This is a genomic window from Plantactinospora sp. BB1, from assembly GCF_003030385.1.
Taxonomy (GTDB): domain Bacteria; phylum Actinomycetota; class Actinomycetes; order Mycobacteriales; family Micromonosporaceae; genus Plantactinospora.
In genome coordinates, this window is record NZ_CP028159.1 from 1,695,774 (window position 1) to 1,717,362 (window position 21,589).

Here is a 21,589-nt window from a genome sequence, read left to right on the forward strand (position 1 = left end):
GTGACCCATCCTAGGTAAAGTGCGGTCGTCCGCGCAGCCATGGGTTGCCCCCTCGATGGAGGACTGTCGATGAGTACCGGGCTCGCCCGCGTCACGATCAGCGCGCCGCAACGACGGGTGGACGTCGCGCTGCCCGAACACCTGCCGCTGGCCGAACTCCTGCCCGAGGTTCTCCGGCATGCCGGCGAGGGACTGGCCGACGACGGCGAGAAGCACGGCGGGTGGCTGCTGCGCCGCACCGACGGCGAACCACTGGCCGCCGGCAAGGCCCTGCTGCCGCAGGGGGTACGCGACGGCGACGTGCTGCACCTCGTCCCGGCCCGGGCACAGTGGCCCGAGCTGGAGTACGACGACGTGGTCGAGGCGATCGCCGACGGGGCGAGGCGCCGGGGCAGCGCGTGGTCCGGCCGGAACACCCGGATCGGCACGCTCACCGCGGCGGGTGCGCTGCTCGCCGTCTGCCTCTTCGCGGTGATCGCCGGTGGCACGCTCTGGGAGCTGGGCGCCTTTGTCGCGCTCGGTGCCGCCGTACTGCTGACCCTGGGCGCGGTGGTGGCCTCCCGGGCGTACGGGGACGCCACGGCCGGTGCCGCCCTCGGCGGGTACGCGATGCCGTTCGCCTTCTTCGGCGGCGCCCTGCTGGTCGCCTCCGGCGATCCGGTGGGCGTGGTCGGCTGGATCAGTTGGCTCGGTGCGCCGGAGGCGCTGGCCGGCTCGGTCGCGCTGCTGCTGATCGCGGTGCTCGGCATGGTCGGGGTCGCCGCCGGGCTGCGGGTCTACGCCGCCGGTGTCTCGGTCGGGCTGCTCGGCGCGCTGACCGCGCTGGTCGGGTTCGTGCTCTCGGCGGCGGGGTCGGCGGCGATCCTGATGGCCGCGCTGGTCTGCGCGATCGGCATGCTGCCGCTGCTGGCGATCCGCTTCGGCAAGCTGCCGATGCCGCCGATCACGCTGCCCACCGGTGCCGAGGCGGCGGAGGGCTTCACCGCGTCGACTCCGCAGCAGAGCGGCGTGCGGGAGCGGCCGGACCGGGGGCGGGTCTTCGCGGCCGTCGCCCGGACCGAGGAGATGCTCACCGGCATGCTGGTCGGGCACGCCGTGCTCGCCGTGGTGGCGGCGCTGGTGCTGGTGGTCGCGGGCGGCTTCTCCGGCCGGCTGATGGTCGCGGTCTCGGCGGCGGCCCTGCTGCTGCGCTCCCGGCTCTTCGTCACGGTCCGGCAGCGGGTGCCGCTGATGGCGGCCGGGATCGGCAGCGCGGTGGTGCTCGGGATCGCCCTGCTGTTCCGGATGCAGGAGACCGGCCTGCTGCTGCTCACCGCCGGCGGCCTGGTGCTCGCCCTGGTGGTGATCGGGGCCGGCGCGACCTACTCGAAGCGGGAGCCGGGGCCCTACCTGGGCCGGACCGCCGACATCATCGACACCCTGATGGTGATCGCGGTGGTGCCGGTGGCCTGCGCCGTGCTCGGCCTGTACGCCCAGGCGCGGGGTCTGCTCGGCTGACCCGCGCGCCCGGCCCGTCTCGGCCGGAGCCGGGCGGTCGGCGCGGACGTGAACCGACATCGGCCGGAGCCGGGCGGTCAGCCCGACGTGAACCGAAATCGGCCGGTGGCCCCTGACGGGGTGCCACCGGCCGGTTGCCGTGTTATCGGGGGTCAGTGCGGCGACTCGCCCCGTTCGACCGCTTCCTGGTGCCGGCGGAAGGACGTCCGGATCTCCGCCTCCGCCTCGGTCCGACCGACCCAGGTGGCGCCCTCGACCGATTTGCCTGGTTCCAGGTCCTTGTACACCTCGAAGAAGTGCTGGATCTCCAACCGGTCGAACTCGCCGAGGTGGTGGATGTCCCGCAGGTGCTCCTGACGCGGGTCCTCGTACGGCACGCAGAGGACCTTGTCGTCGCCGCCCTTCTCGTCCGTCATCCGGAACATGCCGATCGTCCGGCACCGGATGAGGCAACCTGGAAACGTGGGTTCGGGTACCAGCACCAGAGCGTCGAGTGGATCGCCGTCCTCGCCCAGCGTGCCTTCGATGAAGCCGTAGTCCGCCGGGTACTGGGTCGACGTGAAGAGGGTGCGGTCCAGCCGGATCCGGCCGGTCGCGTGGTCCACCTCGTACTTGTTTCGGTGACCCTTGGGGATCTCAACCGTGACGTCGAAATCCATCTCGCACGCTCCCTCGTTTGCCGGCGCTGGCCAACGGAACCACAACGGTCGGCACCTGCGCGGGTGATCTCGCGATTCACCTTGCCGCCGGCCCCCGTGCGGTGTTCGGACCAAAGTAGTGTCGCCTAGGCAGAATTCGACGGGGAGGAGGGGCCGGTGGGGAGTGAAGATTCACACTCGGGCCTGACCGGAGAGAACCCGCCGGAGCACCCGGCGCAGGGCCGGGTGGTGGTGCCGGGCGCCAGCGGCCCGCAGCCGCCGGCCGGGTCCGCGCCGGTCCGGGGGCGCGCCGTCGTGCCGCTGCCGACCAGCCTACCGATCCCGCCGTCGCACACCCCGGCTCCCCCACCCGCGCCGTCCGGCCGGGCGACCCCGCCGCCGGGAGCCGCCGGCTGGCCGGGGCAGAGCCTGCCGATCCCGCCGCCCGGTGCCGCCGGCCGGCCCGGCCAGGCCCCGCCGGTGCCGCCGGTGCCGCCCGGCGTCCCGGGGAAGGCTCCGACCGACCCCTCCGCCTGGTCGGACCGGCCCGCGCCGCCGGCCTGGCCCGGCCGGTCCGGCGGCGACACGCCGGGCACGCCGGCCGCCGGCAACGGAGCCCTCCCAGCGGGTACGCCGCCGCCCGGCAGCCCGCCTGCCGGGGTACCGGTCGGCGGGGCGGTGCCCGGTGGGCCACCGCCGACGGGACGGCGGGGCCGGGGCAGGCTGCTCGGCGTGCTCGCGAGCGTCCTCGTGCTGGCGCTCGCCGTCGCCGGGGTGGCCGTGGTCCGCCCCGGCCCGGTGGACGGCTGGCTGGGCGGGGACGCCTCGCCGACACCCGGTGCCGTCGACCCGAGCGAACCGCCGCCACCACCCGTACTCGCGGCCGCCGGGGCGAGCGCTCCGGCACCCACCCCGGAGGGCGTACGGGCCGCGCTGGGCCCGCTGGTCACCTCCTCCACGCTCGGCAACGAGGTGAACATCTCGGTCGTCGACGCGGTCACCGGGCAGGCGCTCTACGAGAACGGCCAGGACACCCCGACCGTGCCGGCGTCGACCACCAAGCTGGTCACCGCGGCGGCGGTACTCGCGGCGCGTGGCCCGGCGTACCGGATCGCCACCCGGGTGGTGGCCGGGGCGAACCCGGGCGAGGTGGTGATCATCGGGGCCGGTGACCCGACGCTGGCGGTGAACGGCACCGGCTGGTACCCGGGCGCCGGGCGGCTCGACCGGCTCGCCGCCCAGGTCAAGAAGGCGCTCGGCGGCACCGCGCCGACGAAGGTGATCGTCGACAACACCCTCTTCCCCGGCCCGGTCCTCGAACCGGCCTGGGACCCCGACATCCCCACCGGCGGGTTCGGTGCGGTGATCACGGCGCTGATGACCGACGGCGCCCGGAAGGACCCGGAGGACAAGGGGCGGGGCCAGGAGCGGTACGCCAAGCCGGACGAGGCCGCCGGGCGGGCCTTCGCCAAGCTGCTCGGGCTGCCGAACTCGGCGGTGGTGATCGGCAAGGCACCGGCGGCGGCCGCGACCGCCCCGGCCGCGGCGGCGAGCGCCAGCCCCGGCACCCAGAGCGCCGGCACCGAACTGGGCCGGGTCTCCTCGCCGCCGATGATCCGCCTGGTCGAGTTCATGCTCCGGGACAGCGACAACGTGGTGGCCGAGGCGCTGGCCCGGCAGGTCGCGCTGAGCCGGGACAAGCCGGCCTCGTTCGTCGGTGCGGCCGAGGCGGTCGACGAGATGGTCGGCGAACTCGGGCTGCCGGCGGCGGAGAGTTCGCTCGCCGACGGCAGCGGGCTGTCCCGGGCCAACCGGGTCACCCCGAGTCTGCTGACCGACGTACTGACGATGGCCGCCAAGCGGACCCGGCCGGAACTCGCCGACCTCTTCCCCGGGCTGCCCGTGGCGGCCTGGTCGGGCACCCTGCGCGACCGGTTCGACCGGTCCGGCGAGAAGGCGACCAAGGCCGGGGCGGGCGTGGTACGCGCCAAGACCGGGACGTTGAGCGGGGTGCACGCGATCTCCGGCGTGGTGACCACCGCCGACGGCCGGCTGCTGGCCTTCGCCGTACTCGCCAACAGGGTGCCGGTGGGGCAGGAGGAGGCGCAGCGGGAGCTGGACCGGATCGCCACCACGCTGGCCCGGTGCGGCTGCCGCTGACCCCGCCAGCTCGGGGTTGGGGTGTGAACACCCGGGTACGGTGGTGGTATGGCGCAGTTCGTGGACTGGGATCTGGCCGCCGCCACCGCAGGGGCGTTGGGAAAGTCGGGACCACGGGTCTCGTACGACGAGGCGACCGAGGTGGTGTCCGAGCTGCGTCGACTGACCGACGAGGCGGCCGGGCACGTGTTGGCGTACACCGGGCTGCGCTCGCAGGTGGCCCATCCGCCGGTGCGGGTGGTGGACCGGCGGGACTGGGCGGCGACCAACATTGCCGGGCTGCGTGAGGTGATCACTCCGCTGATCACCCGCCTCTCCGGGGACAGGCCGCCGGGGGTCATCACCGACACGATCGGTTCCCGGCTGACCGGGGTGCAGGCCGGTACGGTGCTGGCCTACCTCTCCGGCCGGGTCCTCGGCCAGTACGAGGTCTTCTCCGCCGACCCCGGCCAACTGCTGCTGGTCGCCCCGAACATCGTCGAGGTCGAGCGGAAGCTCCAGGCCGACCCCCGGGACTTCCGGCTCTGGGTCTGCCTGCACGAGGTGACCCACCGCACCCAGTTCACCGCCGTGCCGTGGATGCGCGGGCACTTCCTCGGCGAGGTGCAGGCGTTCGTCGACGCCTCCCAGGCCGGCGGGGACAACTTCCTCGACCGGATCCGCCGGGGCGTCGGCACCCTCTCCGACTCGGTCCGCAACCCGGAGAGCCGGGCCAGCGTGCTGGACATCGTGCAGACGCCCGGCCAGCGGGCCGTACTCGACCGGCTGACCGCGCTGATGACCCTGCTGGAGGGGCACGCGGAGTTCGTGATGGACGGCGTCGGGCCGGAGGTCATCCCGAGTGTCGAGTCGATCCGGGCGAAGTTCAACCGGCGCCGCGAGTCCGGCAACCCGCTGGAGAAGGCGATCCGCAAGCTGCTCGGCGTCGACGTCAAGATGCGCCAGTACGCCGAGGGCCGCAAGTTCGTGCACGGTGTGGTGGAGCGGGTCGGCATGGAGGGCTTCAACAAGATCTTCAGCTCGCCGCTGACCCTGCCCCGGCTGGAGGAACTCTCCGACCCGGACGCCTGGGTGGCCCGGGTGCACGGTCCGGTCGGCCCGGTCGCCGCCACCGGCTGACCCGACCGTGGCAGCCCTGCCGCCGCCGGTCGCGGCCATCCGGGTCGCGCTCCGGCGGGCGCTTTCCGGCGTACCCCGGAACCGGCCGGTCCTGGTCGCCTGCTCGGGCGGCGCCGACTCGCTCGCGCTGGCCGCCGGCACCGCCTTCGTGGCCGCCCGGCTGGGGCTGCCGGCCGGGCTGGTCACGGTCGACCACGGTTTGCAGGAGGGTTCGGCGCGGCGGGCCGCCGACGTCGCGGAGTGGGCCGGCGGGCAGGGGTTCGCGCCGATCGAGGTGGCGACCGTCCAGGTCGCCGGCCGGCCGGGCGGTCCGGAGGCGGCGGCCCGGGAGGCCCGCTACCGGGCCCTGGTCGAGGCCGCCCACCGGTACGACGCCGGCACCGTGCTGCTCGGGCACACCCGCGACGACCAGGCCGAGACGGTGCTGCTCGCGCTCGCCCGGGGCGCCGGCCCGCGCGGGCTCGCCGGAATGCCGGCCAGCCGGGAGTACGCCGGGGTGACGCTGGCCCGTCCACTGCTGGAGATCACCCGCGAGCAGACCCGTAAGGCGTGCGCGCTGCTCGGGCTGACCCCGTGGGAGGACCCGCACAACACCGACGACCGGTACGCCCGGGCCCGGGTCCGCTCCGACGTGCTGCCGGTGCTGGTCCGGGCGCTCGGCCCCGGGGTGCTGGACAACCTGGCCCGGACCGCCCGGCTGGCGGCCGAGGACGGCGCGGCACTGGACGACCTGGCCCGGGCCGGTTACGCCGAGGCCCGGATCCCGGCGGCCGGGCCGGCGAACGCGGGCGGGGCGGGGAGCGTGCCCGGGGCAGGGAGCGCGGGCGGGGCGGCCGACGGGCTGGCCGTACCGGTGCTGGCCGGGATGCCGCCGGCGGTGCGTACCCGGGTGCTGCACCTCTGGTGCCGCGAACTCGGCGCGCCGCCGGCCGCGCTCTCGTACCGGCACATCGCGGCGCTGAACTCGCTGGTCACCGCCTGGCGCGGCCAGGGCGCGACGCACCTGCCCGGCGGCATCCGGGCGACCCGGCGCGGCGGGATGCTGGTCGCGGAGTAGACATGGGGGATGTCCTCCCCCCGACAGCCGCTCTTCGCGCCGCACGGTGCCGTCGCCACCAGCCAGCCGCTCGCCGCCGCCGCCGGACTGGCGGTACTGCGCCGGGGCGGCAACGCCGTCGACGCCGCCCTCGCCACCGCGATCACCCTCACGGTGGTCCAGCCCGGTTCCAACGACATCGGCGGCGACCTCTTCGCGATCGTCTGGGACGGGGAGCGACTGCACGGGCTGAACGCCTCCGGCCGGTCACCGGCCGGGCTGACCCGGGAGCTGGTGCTCGCCGCGACCGGCGGGCGGGGCGCCGAGCCGTCCCCGGGACACGGCGGTGCGCAGGCGGTCGGGCCGGCGATGCCGGCGCGGGGCTGGCTGCCGGTGACCGTACCCGGGGCGCCGGCCGGCTGGCGGGACCTGCACGAGCGGTTCGGCCGGCTGCCCTTCGCGGAGCTGTTCGCCGACGCGGTCGGCTACGCCGAGCACGGCTTCCCGGTCTCGCCCCGGGTCGCGACGAGCTGGGCCCGCTCGGTCGAGGTGCACGCCGGGCTGACCGGCGAGGAGTACGCCGAGTGGGGCCGGGTCTTCACCGTCGACGGTGGACGGGCGCCCCGGGTCGGGCAGCGGTGGCGCAACCCGGACGCCGCCGGCACGCTGCGCCGGATCGCCGAGACCGGTGCGGCGGACTTCTACACCGGCCGGATCGCCGAGACCCTGGCCGGGTACGCGGCCCGGACCGGGGGCCGGCTCACCGGCGACGACCTGGCCGGGCACGCCTCGACCTGGGTGGATCCGGTCCGGGCCGGCTATCGCGGGCACGAGGTGTGGGAGCTGCCGCCGAACGGGCAGGGCGTGGCCGCGCTGCTCGCGCTGAACATCCTGGACGGGGTCGAGCTGGCCGCACTCGATCCGGTCGAGCGGCTGCACTGGCAGATCGAGGCGGTCAAGCTCGGCTTCGCCGACGCGCACGCGTACGTCGCCGACCCGGAGCGGGTGCACGTGCCGACCGCCGACCTGCTCACGCGGGAGTACGCCGCCGCCCGCCGGGCACTGGTCACCGACACGGCCGGCACGCCGGCGCCCGGCGACCCGGCCCGGGGCGGCACGGTCTATCTCTGCGCCGCCGACGAGGGCGGGATGATGGTGAGCCTGATCCAGTCCAACTACCTGGGCTTCGGTTCGTTCGTGGTACCGCCCGGGCTCGGCTTCGGGTTGCAGAACCGGGGTGCCGGGTTCAGCCTCGACCCGGCCCATCCGAACGTGGTGGCGCCGGGCAAGCGCCCGTTCCACACCATCATCCCCGGGTTCCTCGGCCGGGACGGCGAGCCGGTGGGCCCGTTCGGGGTGATGGGCGGGCACATGCAGCCGCAGGGGCACGTGCAGGTGGTCTCCGCGACCCTGGACGACGGGCTCGACCCGCAGGCCGCGCTGGACCGGCCGCGCTGGTACTGGCACGCCGGCCGCTCGGTGCTGGTGGAGCCGGGCCTGGCCGGTGGGGCGGGCCGGGACGCGGTGCAGGGGTTGCGCGCCCGGGGGCACGAGATCACCGTCGAGCCCGAGGCGTCCGCCTTCGGGTACGGCCAGGTGATCTGGCGGCTGCCCGAGGGCGGCTACGTGGCCGGTTCGGAGCCTCGGGCCGACGGCTGCGCGGTCGGATACTGAGCTGTTCCGGGCTTGCCGGGATCCCCTAACGTTGGTGATCAATTGTGCGCCGAGGAGGATTCCTTGCCCCGACCGTCCATCGCCTGGCCGGCACGCTCGCTGGCCGTCCTGGGGATCGTCGCCGTCACCGCCGGTGCCGTCGGCACGCCGGCCACGGCCAACCCGCTGAAGTCCGCCGACGTGACCGTCACGGTCGAGGCGCCCCGCAACATCCTGCCGACCGGCGGCTGGAGCAGCGTCTCCGCCGTGGTCCGCAACGTCGGCGCGCTGCCGGCCCGGGGCGCCCGGGTCAGGCTCACCCTGCCGGCGCCGTTCCAGGCATCGGAGCTGAGCACCTCCAGCGACTGGGACTGCGAGTTCGTCGCACCGGCCGGCGCCGACTGCGTCTACCTGCGGGAACTCGCGCCGCACGCCGAGGCGTACCCGGTGCGGCTGGCCGTCGGCCTCTACGGCGGCACGGTCGGGCAGCCGCTCACCGGCCGGGCGACGGTCAGCACGCCGCGCGAGGGCAACACCGGCAACAACACCGACGAGCAGGTCTTCACGATCGTGGGTGAGGGCCTGATCCAGGGGGTGTTCTGGCACGACGTCAACGCCGACGGGGTGCGCGGGACCGGCGAGCCGATCGTCGACCCGACGCAGTACTCGGTGCGGAGCGTGGACGACGAGGACAGCTACGGCTGGTCGAACAGCTTCGGCCCGTACCGGATCCAGGTGCCGGCGAAGCGGTACTACGTCGAGGTGCAGGTCTCGAAGTCGAAGTGGCGGTTCACCCGGCCGAACGTCGGGAGCGACGCGACCGACTCGGACCTGGTGCCGTACTCGGAGACCACCTACTACCAGTACGGCCGGTTCGGCCCGTTCACCGTGGACGTGAACCGGCCGACGGTGATCGACGTGGGGCTCGTCTCCGCCTCCTGACCGCCCGCGCTCGCCCGGCCCGCCGGAGGCTCAGACGGTGACCGGCTCGTGCCGGGTCACCGGGAGCCGGCCTCGGAAGGTCGACCGGTAGGCGTGCGGGGTGGCGCCGAGTCGGCGGCCGAAGTGGTGCCGCAGGGTGGCCGCGTCGCCGAAGCCGGCCCGGGTGGCCACCGCCTCGATGCTCAGCTCGGTCTCCTCCAGCAGCCGCCGGGCCAGCAGCACCCGCTGGTTGGTGATCCAGTCGTGCGGCGTGGTGCCGGTCTCGGCCCGGAACCGCCGGGCGAAGGTCCGGGGCGCCATGTGGGCCCGAGCGGCCAGGTCGTCCACGGTCACCGGCCGGTCGAGGTGCTCGATCAGCCAGCCCAGCACGGGTTCCAGGGTGGGTGCCGCCGGGGTGGGCGCGATCGGCGCCTCGATGTACTGCGCCTGCCCGCCGTCGCGGTGCGGCGGCACCACCATCCGCCGGGCGAGCTTGGTGGCGAGCGCCGAGCCGTGTTCCTGGCGGACCAGGTGCAGGCAGGCGTCGATCCCGGCCGCCGTGCCGGCACCGGTGAGCAGGTTGCCGTCCTGCACGTAGAGCGAGTTGCACCGCACCTTGGCCAGCGGGTACATCTCGGCGAGCCGGTCGGCGTACTTCCAGTGGGTGGTGCACTCGCGCCCGTCGAGCAGGCCGGCGGCGGCCAGCACGAAGGCGCCCGAGCAGACGCTGAGCACGTACGCCCCGCGGTCGGCGGCCCGGCGCAGCGCGGCCAGCACGGTCTCCGGGATCGGGGCGCCGATGATGTGCATCGCGGGCACGGCGACCAGGTCGGCGTCCTCCACCGGGGTCAGGTCGGCGCTCGGGGTCAGGCCGAAGCCGGAGCGGGTGCGGACGGGCTTGCCGTCGTGGGTGCAGACGTCGAAGCGGTAACCGGGGAAGCCGTCGGCGACCCGGTCGGTCCCGAAGACCTCGCAGAGCACGCCCAGCTCGAAGGGGGCCACCGGGTCCAGGGCGATCACGGCCACGTTGCGAAGCATGCATCGACGATAGCCGAGAACTGGCAGAAAATCGATGGTGCGTGGCAAAGCTGCCACTGTCCGAACCGTACCCGGCGGCGCAGACTTGGATCAGAACAGCCGGTGCGCACCGGCGGCGAACCAAAAGACCTGGTCAGGCCCGACATCCCGGGCCGGCCGCATCGACAAGAGAGGTCACGCCGCCATGGAACTCCTCGTCTCCCTCTTCTTCCTCGTCCTCTTCCTCGCCTCCCTCCTCGGGCTCACCGCCGACAGCCGCGACTCGGCCGACTGGCGGCCCAGCGAGGGTGGCTGGCGGTCCTCGCCCCGGGGCTGAGCACCATGCCGAAGAGTCCGCCTGGCCAGCCGGGGTGAGCACCGCGGCAAGGTGCCGCCCCGGCGACGGGCGCGAACCGGCGTACGGCAGGCTAGGCGCATGGCTCAGGGCTCCTGGTACGACGCCGACATCGACCACGTGATCATCTCGGAGGAGCAGATTCGGGAAAAGATCGCGGAACTGGCCAAACAGGTGGCGGCGGACCACGCCGGCACCACGGACGGAATCATCCTGGTCTGCGTGCTCAAGGGCGCGGTCATGTTCATGGCCGACTTCGCCCGGGCGCTCGGCCGGCACGGGCCGCCGGCCGAGCTGGAGTTCATGGCCCTCTCCACGTACGGGCAGGGCACCACCTCCTCCGGGACCATCCGGATCCGCAAGGACCTCGACCGGGACATCGCCGGCCGGCACGTGGTGGTGGTGGAGGACATCGTCGACTCCGGACTCACCCTCTCCTGGCTGCTGCGCTATCTGGAGTCCCGGTCGGCGGCCAGCGTCGAGGTGGTGGCGCTGTTCCGCAAGCCGGACGCGATCAAGGTCTCCGTCCCGGTGAAGTACGTCGGCTTCGACATCCCGAGCGAGTTCGTCGTCGGCTACGGGCTGGACTTCGCCGAGCGCTACCGGGAGGTGCCGTACGTCGGCGTCCTGAAGCCGGAGGTCTACGCCCGGTCCTGATCCGGTCCGGACTTTTCGGCCGGTTCCGACCCCCTCGTCCCGTCTTGGACGTGAACGGATGTCCGATACGCCCTGACCATCCTGAATGTCGTCGCCGAAATATCGAGTCGACGTACAGCGCGCTCCCAGGAAACGCGGTTACGGTATGCGGTGGTGGCGCGGAAGCATCCCGCGCCGGGCCTCCTGCCCAGTTTGACCCGAAAGATGGGGCCGTACGGGGCCAGGCGTCCGGCACGGGTCCGTGGTCACCCGGCACCCCGGCGGAAGCGGACCTGTTACCCCAGGGCTCGCAGGCTCGCTCCTCGCGTTCACGGTGTACCGTCGAATGACCGCGGCGCGGTACCAAGCGCCCGGCGTCGAGGCCGGCTCGCAGGGGACGGTTTCGGCCCGCCGCTCCGGCGGCGGCAGAAGGCAACCAGACGATCAGGACGTCGATCAGGAGGGTCCGGGCGTTACGGCGCTCGACAACAGCATGGAACGTACGCGTTTCTTCCGCCGCCCGGTGGTCTGGATCATCCTGGTGATCATCGGTGCGATAGCGCTCAGCTCATTCTTCAGCGGTGGCCCGAGTTATCACAAGGTCGAGACCAACGTGGTGCTCGACCAGCTCAACAAGGGTGACATCGAGAAGGCCATCTTCCAGGACAAGGAGCAGACGCTCCAGCTCGACCTGAAGAACTCGGCCAAGTTCGGTGACACCGACACCGACAAGATCCAGGCCCAGTTCCCCTACGAGGTGGGCGGCGAGGTCTGGAACTCGGTCGCGGCCGCGAAGGCGGCCGGCCGGATCAGCGGCCCGATCGACACCGAGGTCTCCGGCGACAACCTCTTCGTCTCGTTGCTGGTCAACCTGCTGCCGATCGTCATTCTGGTGATCCTGCTGCTGCTCTTCATGTCGCAGATGCAGGGCGGCGGCTCCCGGGTGCTCAACTTCGGCAAGTCCAAGGCCAAGATGATCACCAAGGACACCCCGAAGACCACCTTCGCGGACGTCGCGGGCTCGGAGGAGGCCGTCGAGGAGCTGCACGAGATCAAGGATTTCCTGCAGAACCCGGCGAAATACCAGGCCCTCGGCGCCAAGATCCCCAAGGGCGTGCTCCTCTTCGGCCCGCCCGGTACCGGTAAGACGCTGCTGGCCCGGGCCGTGGCCGGTGAGGCCGGTGTGCCGTTCTACTCCATCTCCGGCTCCGACTTCGTCGAGATGTTCGTCGGTGTCGGCGCCAGCCGGGTCCGCGACCTCTTCGAGCAGGCCAAGGCGAACGCTCCGGCGATCGTCTTCGTCGACGAGATCGACGCGGTCGGCCGGCACCGTGGCGCCGGCATGGGCGGCGGCCACGACGAGCGGGAGCAGACGCTCAACCAGCTCCTGGTCGAGATGGACGGCTTCGACACCAAGGGCGGCGTGATCCTGATCGCCGCCACCAACCGGCCGGACATCCTCGACCCCGCGCTGCTGCGCCCCGGCCGGTTCGACCGGCAGATCGCGGTCGACACCCCGGACATGGAGGGCCGCAAGGCGATCCTGCGGGTGCACGCCAAGGGCAAGCCGTTCTCGCCCGACGTCGACCTCGACGCGGTGGCGCGGCGTACCCCGGGCTTCACCGGTGCCGACCTGGCCAACGTGATCAACGAGTCGGCGCTGCTGACCGCCCGCAGCGACAAGCGGGCGATCTCCAACGAGTCGCTGGAGGAGTCGATCGACCGGGTGGTCGCCGGCCCGCAGCGCCGGACCCGGGTGATGAGCGACAAGGAAAAGAAGATCACGGCCTACCACGAGGGCGGGCACGCCCTGGTCGCCTGGGCGCTGCCGCACTCCGCCCCGGTGCACAAGGTCACGATCCTCTCCCGGAGCCGCTCGCTCGGGCACACGCTGGTGCTGCCGACCGAGGACAAGTACACCCAGACCCGGGCCGAGATGATCGACACCCTGGCGTACGCGCTGGGCGGCCGGGCCGCCGAGGAACTCGTCTTCCACGAGCCGACCACCGGTGCCGCGGACGACATCGTCAAGGCCAGCGCGCTGGCCCGAGCGATGATCACCCAGTACGGCATGAGCAGCAAGCTCGGCGCCATCAAATACGGCACCAGCGGCGACGAGCCGTTCCTGGGCCGCAACATGGGGCACGAGCGGGACTACTCCGACGCGGTGGCGGCCGAGATCGACGCCGAGATCCGGTCGCTGATCGAGCTGGCCCACGACGAGGCCTGGGAGATCCTGGTGGAATACCGGGACGTCCTCGACAACCTCGTGCTGGAGCTGATCGAGAAGGAGACCCTCTCCACGGCCGACATGGCGCGGATCTGCGCCCGGGTGGTCAAGCGGCCGCCGATGGCCCCGTACAACGGGTTCGGCAAGCGGCAGCCGTCGACCGAGCCGCCGGTGCTCACCCCGGCCGAGAAGGAGAAGCTCAAGGCGCAGGCCGAGGCGGACGGCGTCCAGGCGACCGTCGGGGGCAACACCAACAACACCGCACCCAACTCGGACGGCCCACACTGAACGCAGCGAATTACCAGGCCGCCGGCGGAAACGTCGGCGGCCTGTCCGCGTCAGCCACCGAGCCGGACGGCGACGACGAGCTGGACTACCTCGCCGCCCGGCTGGTCAACGGCAAGCTCGGCGGCGGGCCGGTCGAGGACGCCGTCGACCTGGCCCGGATCGAGAAGGCGGTCCGGGAGATCCTGATCGCCGTCGGCGAGGACCCGGACCGGGACGGCCTGGTCCAGACGCCGGCCCGGGTCGCCCGGGCGTACGCCGAACTCTTCGCCGGGCTCCGGGTCGACCCGGCCCAGGTGCTCAGCACCACCTTCGAGGCCAACCACGAGGAACTCATACTCGTCCGGGACATCGACGTGATGAGCCTCTGCGAGCACCACCTGCTGCCATTCCGGGGCTCGGCGCACATCGGCTACATCCCCGGCGAGAACGGCCGGATCACCGGGCTCTCCAAGCTGGCCCGGCTGGTCGAGGTCTATGCCCGCCGGCCACAGGTGCAGGAGCGGCTGACCTCGCAGATCGCCGACCTGCTGATGACCAAGCTGGAGCCGCGCGGCGTGATCGTGGTGCTGGAGTGCGAACACATGTGCATGGCGATGCGCGGCATCCAGAAGTCCGGCGCCAAGACCATCACCTCGGCGGTACGCGGCGCGCTGCAACGGGACGCCAAGTCCCGCGCCGAGGCGATGGCCCTGATCCACGCCAGCCGCGCCGCCTGACCCCGCCAGCCGCTTCCCGGGCCGCTGCCGGGCCGGTCGCCGCTGCCGGGCCGGGCCGGGCCGGTCAACCGCGCCAACCGGCCAGGTAGACGCCGCCCAGGCAGAGCACGGCCAGCAGGCCGAGCAACGCCGTCAGGAGCGCGCCGTAGAGCAGTACCCGGCTCCAGGGCAGCGGACCGGCCCCGGGCAGCCGGGTGGCGGCGTCCGCCGCGTCCGCGGTCGTCCGGGCCTCCCGCAGCGCCGCGAGTACCGCCTCCGGACCGCCGGCCATCGCCCGACCGGCCGCCGCCACCTCCGGCTCGGAGGGCATCAGGTCGGCCTCGGCGACGCCCAGCGCGCGCAGCCGGGACTGCTGGGGCACCAGCCGGGCCCGTACCCCGGCCAGCTCCTCCCGGGCGCTGTGCACGCCCCGCTCCTGCTCGGCGGCGGCGGTGGCGGCGGAACGGCGTACCGCGTCCAGCCGCTGCGCGGCGGCCAGGTAGTCCTGCCAGGCGTCCCCGCTCACGGTGTGCCCTCTCCGCCCGGCGGGCCGTACGGGACGACCAGGCTGGCCAGGTCCGTCCGGCGGTCGTAGAGCAGCGCCCGGCCGGGGTGGGGACGCCACCGTACGGGCCGGCCCAGCAGTCGGGTCAGCTCCGACTCGGGTACGTCGAGCAGGAGCAGCCCGTCGACGGTGGCCGCAGCCGCGACGGCCGCTTCGGCGACCTCCTCGGGCTCCGCCGCTGCGGGCTGCTCGGGCACCGCCGGTACGGCGACCAGGTCGGCGAACGGGGCGACCGCCCGCCACCAGCCCAGCAGGTGTACGCCCCGGCCCGGCCCGTCGCGCAGCAGCGCCCGGAGGCGCTCGGTCGACAGCTCGGGGGCCGCCGCCAGCTCGTCCATCCCGAAGGCGACCAGACAGCCGGGCCCGGCCAGTTTCAGCGCCCCGCCCAGCCCGGCGGCGTCCACCCGGCGCACCGGATGTCGCCGGGACAGCGCGGCGGCGAGCGACTCCGCCACCGGGTCGGGGCCCGGCGCGGCGACGACGAACTCGACGCTGCCGGCGGGATGCCGGGCGGCGAGTCCCCGGGCGGCGCCGGCCAGTACCCCGGCGCCGGTCGGGTCCGGCCCCAGGACCGCGAGGTGCCGGCCCGGTGTCGCGTCGAGCGGCAGCTCCGCCGGGCGCGGCGAGACGTCGACCAGCAGCCCGACCGGCACACCGACCGGCGCTGGCCGCCCGTCGGTCGGCGCCGGGTGCGGCTCGTCAACCCGAACAGGTCCGTCGAGGGACTCCGGGTCGTCGGTGCGGACCGGAGGTGGCAGCGGGGTCAGATAGCCGGTGAAGACGGCCGGTGCCGGCATCCCGGCGGGCCGGTCCGCCCAGAGCCGGTGCCGGAGCCCGCTGAGCACGCCCGGGTCGGCGTGCGGATCGGGGAACCGGACGGTCCGTTCGTGGCCCCGGGTCGCGCCGCGCGGCCCGCCGAGCCCACCGGCGGTGTTCACCACCGCCGTACCCAGCGGCAGGCCCGCCGCCGAGTCGTTCGTCGGCTCCAGCACGTCCGTGCCGCCGGGCAGTGCCACCCGGACCGGGAACTGGCCGAGGAACGAGTCCCGCCGGGCCCGCAGCGCGGCCAGCGCCGGCGCCGGTCGGCCGGTCAGGATCAGGTGTACCCCGGCCGACCGCCCCCGCCGGGCCACCGACTCCAGCCGGGCCAGCGCCTCGACCCCGAGCGCGTCCTCCTCGGCCAGCAGCAGCGGGTACCCGTCGAGCACGCAGATGATCCGTGGGGTCGGGCGGTCGGCGTCGCCCCGCTGGGCGGGTACCGGCGCCGCGCCGGCCGGGCGTTTCGGCACCGCCGCCGACGGGAGTGGGTCGGCCGCGCCACGGCGGTCCAGTTCGGCGTCGAGTTCGCGGAGCACCGTGAGGCCGTACTCGCGGTCGGCCTGCACCCCGACGGCCCGGACGTGCGGCAGCCACGGCCCGCCCGGCCCGGTGCCGTCGGAGCCGTCCGCCCGCTCCGGTACGAACTCGGTGAAGGCCGTACCGTCGGCGAAGTCGACCAGATAGAGCGCCAACTCGTCGGGGTGGTAGCGGGTGCAGAGCCCGTAGAGGACGTTGACCAGGAAGGCGCTCTTGCCGGCACCGCCCCGGCCGCCGACCAGCCAGTGCGGGGTGCGCTCGTCGAAACCGAGCGGCACCGTCCGGTCGCCGTCGTGCCCGACCGGGGTGCTCAGCCCGTCGGCGGCGGACTCCGTCCAGAATCCGTCCGCCGGCTCCGGCAGCAGGTCGTCGAGGGTACGTCGGTAGTCGGCGTGGAACCGCGCGGCCAGGTCCCGGCAGACCCGGTCCAGCAGCGGTACCGGCGGGCACTCGTCGAGGAAGACCGGCGCGTTCAGGCCGGTGCCGGGCAGGTGCGGCACCGGGGCGCTGAACGAGGCACCGGGCGGATCGCCGACCAGCGCGTACGGGTTGCGCATCGCGATCATGGTGGAGCGGGAGAGCGGTGCCTGACTCGTCTCGGCGGTCAGCGGCGGAGGTGGCCAGCCGGCCACGATCAGGTGCAGTCCCGCCTCGGGCCCCTCCCGGGCCAGCGCACCGATCCGGGCCAGGTCGCCCGCCTCGGTCAGCTCCGGCAGCGAGCCGACCACCAGCAGCAGGGTGCGGTCGTGCCGGTTGTAGCGGGCGGTGGCCGGCCGGGTGGGGCGTACCCACTGCTCGGCCTCGGCCAGCACGGCCCGCAGGCCGGTGCGGTCGGTGACCGGCGGCGGCATCAGGCCGGCGTCGGCGAGCGGGGCGAACGGCGCGAAGAGCTGGCCCCCGGCGGTGGCGTCGACGCCCCGCACCAGCAGCGAGCCGGCCGGGGCGGCGGCGAGCAGCCGGAGGAGTACGGACCGGAGCAGCCCGGCCACCCGGGGATCGCGGCTGTCCGCGTCGACGGTGAGGTGGCCGGTGCCGAGCAGCGGCACCAGCACCGGAAAGCGGGCGTCGTCCAGCGGCTGGGCGGTGCCGATCCGCACGAAGGCCGGCTGGGCGGGGCCACCGAGCGGGGCGTCCTCGGACTGGGCGTCCAGCGGCGCGCCGAGCCAGCCCGGGGCGAGTTCGCTCGCGGCGGCGCGCAGCCGTTCGGCGAGTTCGTGCTGCTCCCGCTGGTCGGCGGGGATCGGGCGGATCGCCTCCAGGGCGGTGGCCGCGGCGGCGGTGGTGGCGGCGGCCCGGCGGTGCAGTACGGCGGCGGTGCCGGCGGCGGCCCGCCAGCGCAGCGTGGCGGCGTGCCCGGTCGGTCCCCTCCAGGTGTCCACCGCACCAACCCCCTCGTCCTGGTCTGAGACGGTATCCCAGCGCGGCGGCATCTTCGCGGACCTGCGGGGATGGTCGTGGCACAGATAGCCGGACCTGGCGGAGGGTCACCGATTGATCCCTTTTGGTTACCAAGCTGGAATTCGCGCCCATTGGGTACGGAGGCGGCAGCGGCTAGCCTCAGGGGGTGGAATCAGTGCACCCCCCGGCCGATTCCCAGGTGTCCCGGGTACCCACCCAGCGGACCCCGCCCGGACAGGCCGCTCCCGAGCCGGTCGCACCGCCACCGGCGCCACCTCGTCGGCGCCTGGGCCTGGTGCTGGCGGTGGTCGGCGGCGCACTGGCGCTGTTCTGCCTGGCCGGCGCCGCCGTCGCGTACGTCGCCTACGACCGGTTCACCGCCCCCGACCGGAGCGCCCCCGACGTGGTGGTGGACAACTACCTGCGGGCCTACCTGGTCGACGAGAACGACGTACTCGCCGGTGAGTTCGAGTGCGCCGACCCGGCCGGGCTCGCCCCGCTGCGGCAACTGCGCGCCGACCTGACGGCCCGGGAGAAGCAGTTCCAGATCACCTTCGTGGTCAAGTGGGGGCCGCTGGACGTACGCCCACAGGGGGAGCGGGCCGAGGTCGGCGTCGAGCTGGTGATCTCGTACCTGGTGGAGAACCTCTCGCAGACCGAGCACCAGCGGTGGCGCTTCGGCACCGAGCAGGACGACGGCTGGCGGGTCTGCACGGCCGACCCGGCGACCTGACGGGCCCGCCGGGTCACTCGATCCAGAGCAGGTGCACCGGAACCTCCAGCGTGGTCGGTGGCCGGCCGCTCCACGCCCAGCGGTACCAGTCGAGTTCGGCGGTGACGCGGACGCAGATGTCCCCGTCGCCGCTGGTGTAGACCTCGGTGACCGCGCGCAGGTCGCGCCGCTCGACCGCGTCGGCGATCTGCACCACCCGGCGGCCGGCGACCGCGTCCGCCTCGACCACCGGCACCGGGGCCCGGTGCGTCGGCGCGTCCAGCGACACCAGCCGGGAGATGACGTCCGGCCGGGCCGGCCGGGGGATCGGCGGGGTGCTGGCGTCCCACGGGGAGACCTCGCCGAGGGTCTCCACCCAGACCCGTTCCGCCGGCACCAGCGGGGCGAAGACCTCGATCTGCTCCGCCTCGGCCCGATACCACTCGTGCTCGGCCAGCACCGGCACGTAGGTGCGGCTGCCCTGCACCACCCGCTCGTCCGCCCGCAGGTCGGCGCGCCAGCCGAGCCCGGGGAGCCCGACCAGCACCCGGCGGCCGCGCAGGTCCACCCGGTTCGCGGCGGCGGCGATCACGATCGGTCGGGGCGGCCCCGGCGCCCAGTCGGGCTGGCCGGCGAAGGGATCGGGAAGGGGATCGTGACTCACGGATCGCTCGACCTACCTGTGGCTCCTGGACGGAACGCGCTCGGCGCCTGACACCGCTATTCTCCAGGCTCCCACTTCGACGGCAACACAGTGCGTGACGGTCAGCCGACCAGATCTTGCGGACAGGTCGCCGCCGTCATCGTCCTGGCTTCTCGGCGACGAAGACGCCGCGACCCGGGCGGCCGACCAGGATTCCGCGCTGGCGGAGCCGGGCCACTGCTCGCGAGATGGTCGATGGCGATACGTCGTAGTGGTCGGCCAGATCGCTGGTCGAGGGAATCTGGGTGCCGGGTGGGAAGTCGCCCTCCTTGATGCGCTTTACAAGATCGTCGATTAGCTCGTTCATGGTCGGCGGGATAGGCACAGTTCGTCCCTTGCGGTCGGTTGGCCCATCCAGTATTGATCGTGGTTCTCGACATAGGCAATGCAGGTACGTGAAATGACACTGCATCCTTAGATGACATGCTTGACGTAGGTGACGCTGGCCGAGTAACTTCGCAGACGGCGGTTGCAGGGCCTTTGTGGTCGGTTGGCACCTCTGCACGGCATTGCGAGCGCCGCAACACCACTCCGGTACCAGCTAGCAGTAAGTGATCTTCACAATCGATCGAGTGGACAGAGAAATATTCCTGCCGCAGCACGGCTGCCCCTGTTGCCGTACCGCCGCTCTGGGCTGCGGTGGCCGGGGCGGGGTGGTCCGGGCGGACCCGAAACGGCCGGGCCACCCCCACCACCAGCGCAGGCACGAGGACGGGAACAGGACGGAACACCAGGCGAAAGGATGGACGGGCGTGCGACAACTCCTTCGGCGCATCCTGACGAGATCGACGGGAGCGGACCGGTTGTCTTCGGTGCTCGGCGAGCGCCGCTCTCGGCCGTACCAGCCGATGCGACCCTGGCAGGTGCGGGGCCGGCGGTTCCGGACGACCTGGCGCGGCTTGGACCCGGACGAGGTCTCGGCCTTTCTCGACCAGGTTGCCGATGACCTCGGCCGCGTCTATGCCCAACTCTCCAACAGTCAGGAGGAGGCGGCCCGGATCAAGGACGCGCTGCGACGCTGGCAGGCCGCCCAGGCGCCGACCATGCGCGCGATGGCGCGACGGTGAGTATCGAACTGCATCGGTACGTCATCCACCTGACGATCGTCACGACCGACCTGCCCCGGGCACGTGTCCTGGCCCGGACCGTCGCTCGGGCGCTGACCTTCCTCTGCGTGGACGTGCCGGAGACCACCGTCTCGGAAGAACGGAACCCGGACGTACGCCATCGGGTCTTCTGCACCCGGCGGCTGCCCAACGGCCGCCGCTGCGGACTGCGGATCGACCACGAAATTCCGTGCACCCCACGAGTACGACGGCGGTCGATATGACGATGTGGTGCTCGGCGCCGACTGTGCCGGGCGGCTTCGTCTGGACGGCTGTTGTCGGCGTACAGGCACGAGTGCACAGGTAGGTACGCCGGGGAGCGTACAGAGATCGAGTATCAGAAGGGTCAACGACGTCTGTCGAGCAATCCTCCATGTCGTACGGCAGATCGTCTCGCCGACTGCGATCCGTTGTCGCCGCTCTCAGTCGCGCTCGCACCGGATCGCAGCAGATGTGCGCACCTGACCTTGTTCGAGCGGCCAGCCGCAGCCGGTGTGGGCACGGGCTGGCGGTCGCGGGTGCGAGGTCATGTCGCTGGGCGGCGGTTTGACCCTGACGCAGGGGCAACCTTTCAGCATGGTGGCATGACCATGAGAACCACTGCTGTGGAGGTAGCCGGACCGCACGAGTCGCGCGGCGATCACGGCGACGATCGGGAGCGGACCGAGAGAGGCGACAGGACGATGCGGCACTTCACGATCCATCACGACGGTGTCACGATCCCGGTGTCGCGCGGCGGCCGGGGACGACCGCTGGTCCTGTGCCCCGGGCTGAACTCGACACAGGCAGACCTGCACGAGCTGACTGAGCTGCTGCGGCATGACCACGATGTAGTGACCTTCGACCTGCGGGGCCATGGCCTCGCCTCGGCCGCCGACCGGTATTCCTTCGAGGCTTTCCTCAGCGATCTCGTCGCCGTGATGGCGGAGCTGGAACGCCTTGACCTGCCCTCGGCGCCCCTGCTTGTGGGCTATTCACTGGGTGCGGACCTGGCGGTGCGCTATGCCTCCGAGCATCCTGACACCGTCGCCGGGCTTGTTCTCATCGACGGGGCGAACCCGGTGCCCGAACCGTTCATCACCGAGGCTGACGCGGCGGCGTTTCTCACGCTATGGGAGAAGCTGGCAACGCAGCAGGAATCCTTGCGGGGCACCGTCCGCCAGGTGTTGCTCACCGCCCAGGAGATTCTTGACCTGAATGTCGAGATCGATGTGGTTCGGTCCGGGATCCTTCATCGATATAGGAAGATCGACCGACCCATCAGCATGATCATGTCGACCTCGATGGCCGGCGACAGCGATGAAGAACCGGCGCCGCGCCTGAATCAGAACTGGCGTGCCGGCGTCGAGCGGCTTGTCCGCGAGCAGCCGCACATCGCCGCGTTCTGGCTCGACGCCGACCACCAGCTGGCCTTCACCCACGCCCCGGAGATCGCCGAGATCATCCGGAGTAACAAGGCGCAGTCGGCCAAGCCGACTCCTTGAACGCGCTGTAGGAGACTGAT

General features: G+C 73.0%; 19 protein-coding genes and 2 pseudogenes. 15 read left to right on the forward strand and 6 right to left on the reverse strand.

Annotated features, from left to right (window positions below):
• Positions 1-69: 69 nt before the first annotated feature.
• Entirely contained in the window at positions 70-1,497 is a 1,428-nt protein-coding gene (gene eccD, locus C6W10_RS07145) for a type VII secretion integral membrane protein EccD (RefSeq protein WP_107257364.1), read from the forward strand.
• A 152-nt stretch (positions 1,498-1,649) separates the two neighbouring features.
• Here eccD and C6W10_RS07150 read toward each other — a convergent pair whose 3' ends face one another.
• On the reverse strand, positions 1,650-2,156 hold the full coding sequence (locus C6W10_RS07150) for an inorganic diphosphatase (protein ID WP_107257365.1): 507 nt from the start codon (positions 2,154-2,156) through the stop codon (positions 1,650-1,652).
• 657 nt (positions 2,157-2,813) lie between these two features.
• On the opposite strand from C6W10_RS07150, the gene dacB reads away from it, so the two are divergent.
• The 6 genes and pseudogenes from dacB to C6W10_RS07175 all read left to right on the forward strand — a co-directional run bounded on the left by dacB (position 2,814) and on the right by C6W10_RS07175 (position 9,045).
• Positions 2,814-4,295, forward strand: a complete 1,482-nt coding sequence (gene dacB, locus C6W10_RS07155) for a D-alanyl-D-alanine carboxypeptidase/D-alanyl-D-alanine-endopeptidase (RefSeq protein ID WP_234361882.1) — start codon at positions 2,814-2,816, stop codon at positions 4,293-4,295.
• A gap of 48 nt (positions 4,296-4,343) precedes the next feature.
• Positions 4,344-5,414 (forward strand): zinc-dependent metalloprotease, encoded by a 1,071-nt coding sequence (locus C6W10_RS07160; protein ID WP_107257366.1) that lies wholly within the window; start codon positions 4,344-4,346, stop codon positions 5,412-5,414.
• A gap of 7 nt (positions 5,415-5,421) precedes the next feature.
• Positions 5,422-6,151, forward strand: a pseudogene (gene tilS / locus C6W10_RS07165) (tRNA lysidine(34) synthetase TilS); the annotation flags it as partial.
• A 101-nt stretch (positions 6,152-6,252) separates the two neighbouring features.
• Positions 6,253-6,471, forward strand: a pseudogene (locus C6W10_RS39645) (TilS substrate-binding domain-containing protein); the annotation flags it as partial.
• Positions 6,472-6,480: 9 nt separating this feature from the next.
• Complete coding sequence (locus tag C6W10_RS07170; protein WP_107257368.1) at positions 6,481-8,124, forward strand: gamma-glutamyltransferase family protein; 1,644 nt, start codon at positions 6,481-6,483, stop codon at positions 8,122-8,124.
• Positions 8,125-8,187: 63 nt separating this feature from the next.
• Positions 8,188-9,045 carry a hypothetical protein gene (locus tag C6W10_RS07175; protein WP_107257369.1) on the forward strand — a complete coding sequence of 286 codons (858 nt, stop codon included), beginning with the start codon at positions 8,188-8,190 and terminating at the stop codon, positions 9,043-9,045.
• A gap of 30 nt (positions 9,046-9,075) precedes the next feature.
• On the opposite strand, the gene C6W10_RS07180 is transcribed toward C6W10_RS07175, so the two are convergent.
• Positions 9,076-10,062: a GlxA family transcriptional regulator gene (locus C6W10_RS07180; protein WP_107257370.1), complete on the reverse strand. Its 987-nt coding sequence runs from the start codon at positions 10,060-10,062 to the stop codon at positions 9,076-9,078.
• Positions 10,063-10,246: 184 nt separating this feature from the next.
• On the opposite strand from C6W10_RS07180, the gene C6W10_RS39190 reads away from it, so the two are divergent.
• The 4 genes from C6W10_RS39190 (at position 10,247) to folE (ending at position 14,266) form a co-directional block, all read left to right on the forward strand.
• Positions 10,247-10,378: a hypothetical protein gene (locus tag C6W10_RS39190; RefSeq protein WP_255416216.1), complete on the forward strand. Its 132-nt coding sequence runs from the start codon at positions 10,247-10,249 to the stop codon at positions 10,376-10,378.
• 99 nt (positions 10,379-10,477) lie between these two features.
• The gene (gene hpt / locus C6W10_RS07185) at positions 10,478-11,053 is read left to right on the forward strand and encodes a hypoxanthine phosphoribosyltransferase (protein WP_107257371.1); all 576 of its coding nucleotides are present in this window, start codon (positions 10,478-10,480) and stop codon (positions 11,051-11,053) included.
• A gap of 472 nt (positions 11,054-11,525) precedes the next feature.
• Positions 11,526-13,550 (forward strand): ATP-dependent zinc metalloprotease FtsH, encoded by a 2,025-nt coding sequence (gene ftsH, locus C6W10_RS07190; RefSeq protein ID WP_107257372.1) that lies wholly within the window; start codon positions 11,526-11,528, stop codon positions 13,548-13,550.
• 41 nt (positions 13,551-13,591) lie between these two features.
• On the forward strand, positions 13,592-14,266 hold the full coding sequence (gene folE, locus C6W10_RS07195) for a GTP cyclohydrolase I FolE (RefSeq protein ID WP_107257373.1): 675 nt from the start codon (positions 13,592-13,594) through the stop codon (positions 14,264-14,266).
• A 64-nt stretch (positions 14,267-14,330) separates the two neighbouring features.
• Here the strand turns inward: folE and C6W10_RS07200 are convergent, their stop codons facing one another.
• On the reverse strand, positions 14,331-14,771 hold the full coding sequence (locus tag C6W10_RS07200; protein WP_107257374.1) for a hypothetical protein: 441 nt from the start codon (positions 14,769-14,771) through the stop codon (positions 14,331-14,333).
• On the reverse strand, positions 14,768-17,545 hold the full coding sequence (locus C6W10_RS07205; RefSeq protein WP_369938017.1) for an FtsK/SpoIIIE domain-containing protein: 2,778 nt from the start codon (positions 17,543-17,545) through the stop codon (positions 14,768-14,770). Before C6W10_RS07205 ends, C6W10_RS07200 begins: the two co-directional genes overlap by 4 nt.
• A 194-nt stretch (positions 17,546-17,739) precedes the next feature.
• Here C6W10_RS07205 and C6W10_RS07210 point away from each other — a divergent pair, with 194 nt between their 5' ends.
• Positions 17,740-18,297, forward strand: coding sequence for a hypothetical protein (locus C6W10_RS07210; protein WP_107257376.1), 558 nt, complete (start codon positions 17,740-17,742; stop codon positions 18,295-18,297).
• A gap of 13 nt (positions 18,298-18,310) precedes the next feature.
• Here C6W10_RS07210 and C6W10_RS07215 read toward each other — a convergent pair whose 3' ends face one another.
• Together C6W10_RS07215 and C6W10_RS07220 are read right to left on the reverse strand one after the other, a co-directional pair.
• The gene (locus C6W10_RS07215) at positions 18,311-18,940 is read right to left on the reverse strand and encodes a hypothetical protein (protein WP_107257377.1); all 630 of its coding nucleotides are present in this window, start codon (positions 18,938-18,940) and stop codon (positions 18,311-18,313) included.
• Positions 18,941-19,076: 136 nt separating this feature from the next.
• The gene (locus C6W10_RS07220; protein ID WP_199853886.1) at positions 19,077-19,304 is read right to left on the reverse strand and encodes a winged helix-turn-helix domain-containing protein; all 228 of its coding nucleotides are present in this window, start codon (positions 19,302-19,304) and stop codon (positions 19,077-19,079) included.
• A gap of 427 nt (positions 19,305-19,731) precedes the next feature.
• Here C6W10_RS07220 and C6W10_RS07225 point away from each other — a divergent pair, with 427 nt between their 5' ends.
• From C6W10_RS07225 to C6W10_RS07235, 3 genes are all read left to right on the forward strand, one after another.
• A complete protein-coding gene (locus C6W10_RS07225) occupies positions 19,732-20,046 on the forward strand; it encodes a DivIVA domain-containing protein (protein ID WP_369938019.1) in 315 nt (104 codons plus the stop codon).
• Positions 20,043-20,309 carry a hypothetical protein gene (locus C6W10_RS07230; RefSeq protein ID WP_234361653.1) on the forward strand — a complete coding sequence of 89 codons (267 nt, stop codon included), beginning with the start codon at positions 20,043-20,045 and terminating at the stop codon, positions 20,307-20,309. Before C6W10_RS07225 ends, C6W10_RS07230 begins: the two co-directional genes overlap by 4 nt.
• A gap of 360 nt (positions 20,310-20,669) precedes the next feature.
• The gene (locus C6W10_RS07235; RefSeq protein ID WP_107257379.1) at positions 20,670-21,569 is read left to right on the forward strand and encodes an alpha/beta fold hydrolase; all 900 of its coding nucleotides are present in this window, start codon (positions 20,670-20,672) and stop codon (positions 21,567-21,569) included.
• Positions 21,570-21,589 lie beyond the last annotated feature (20 nt).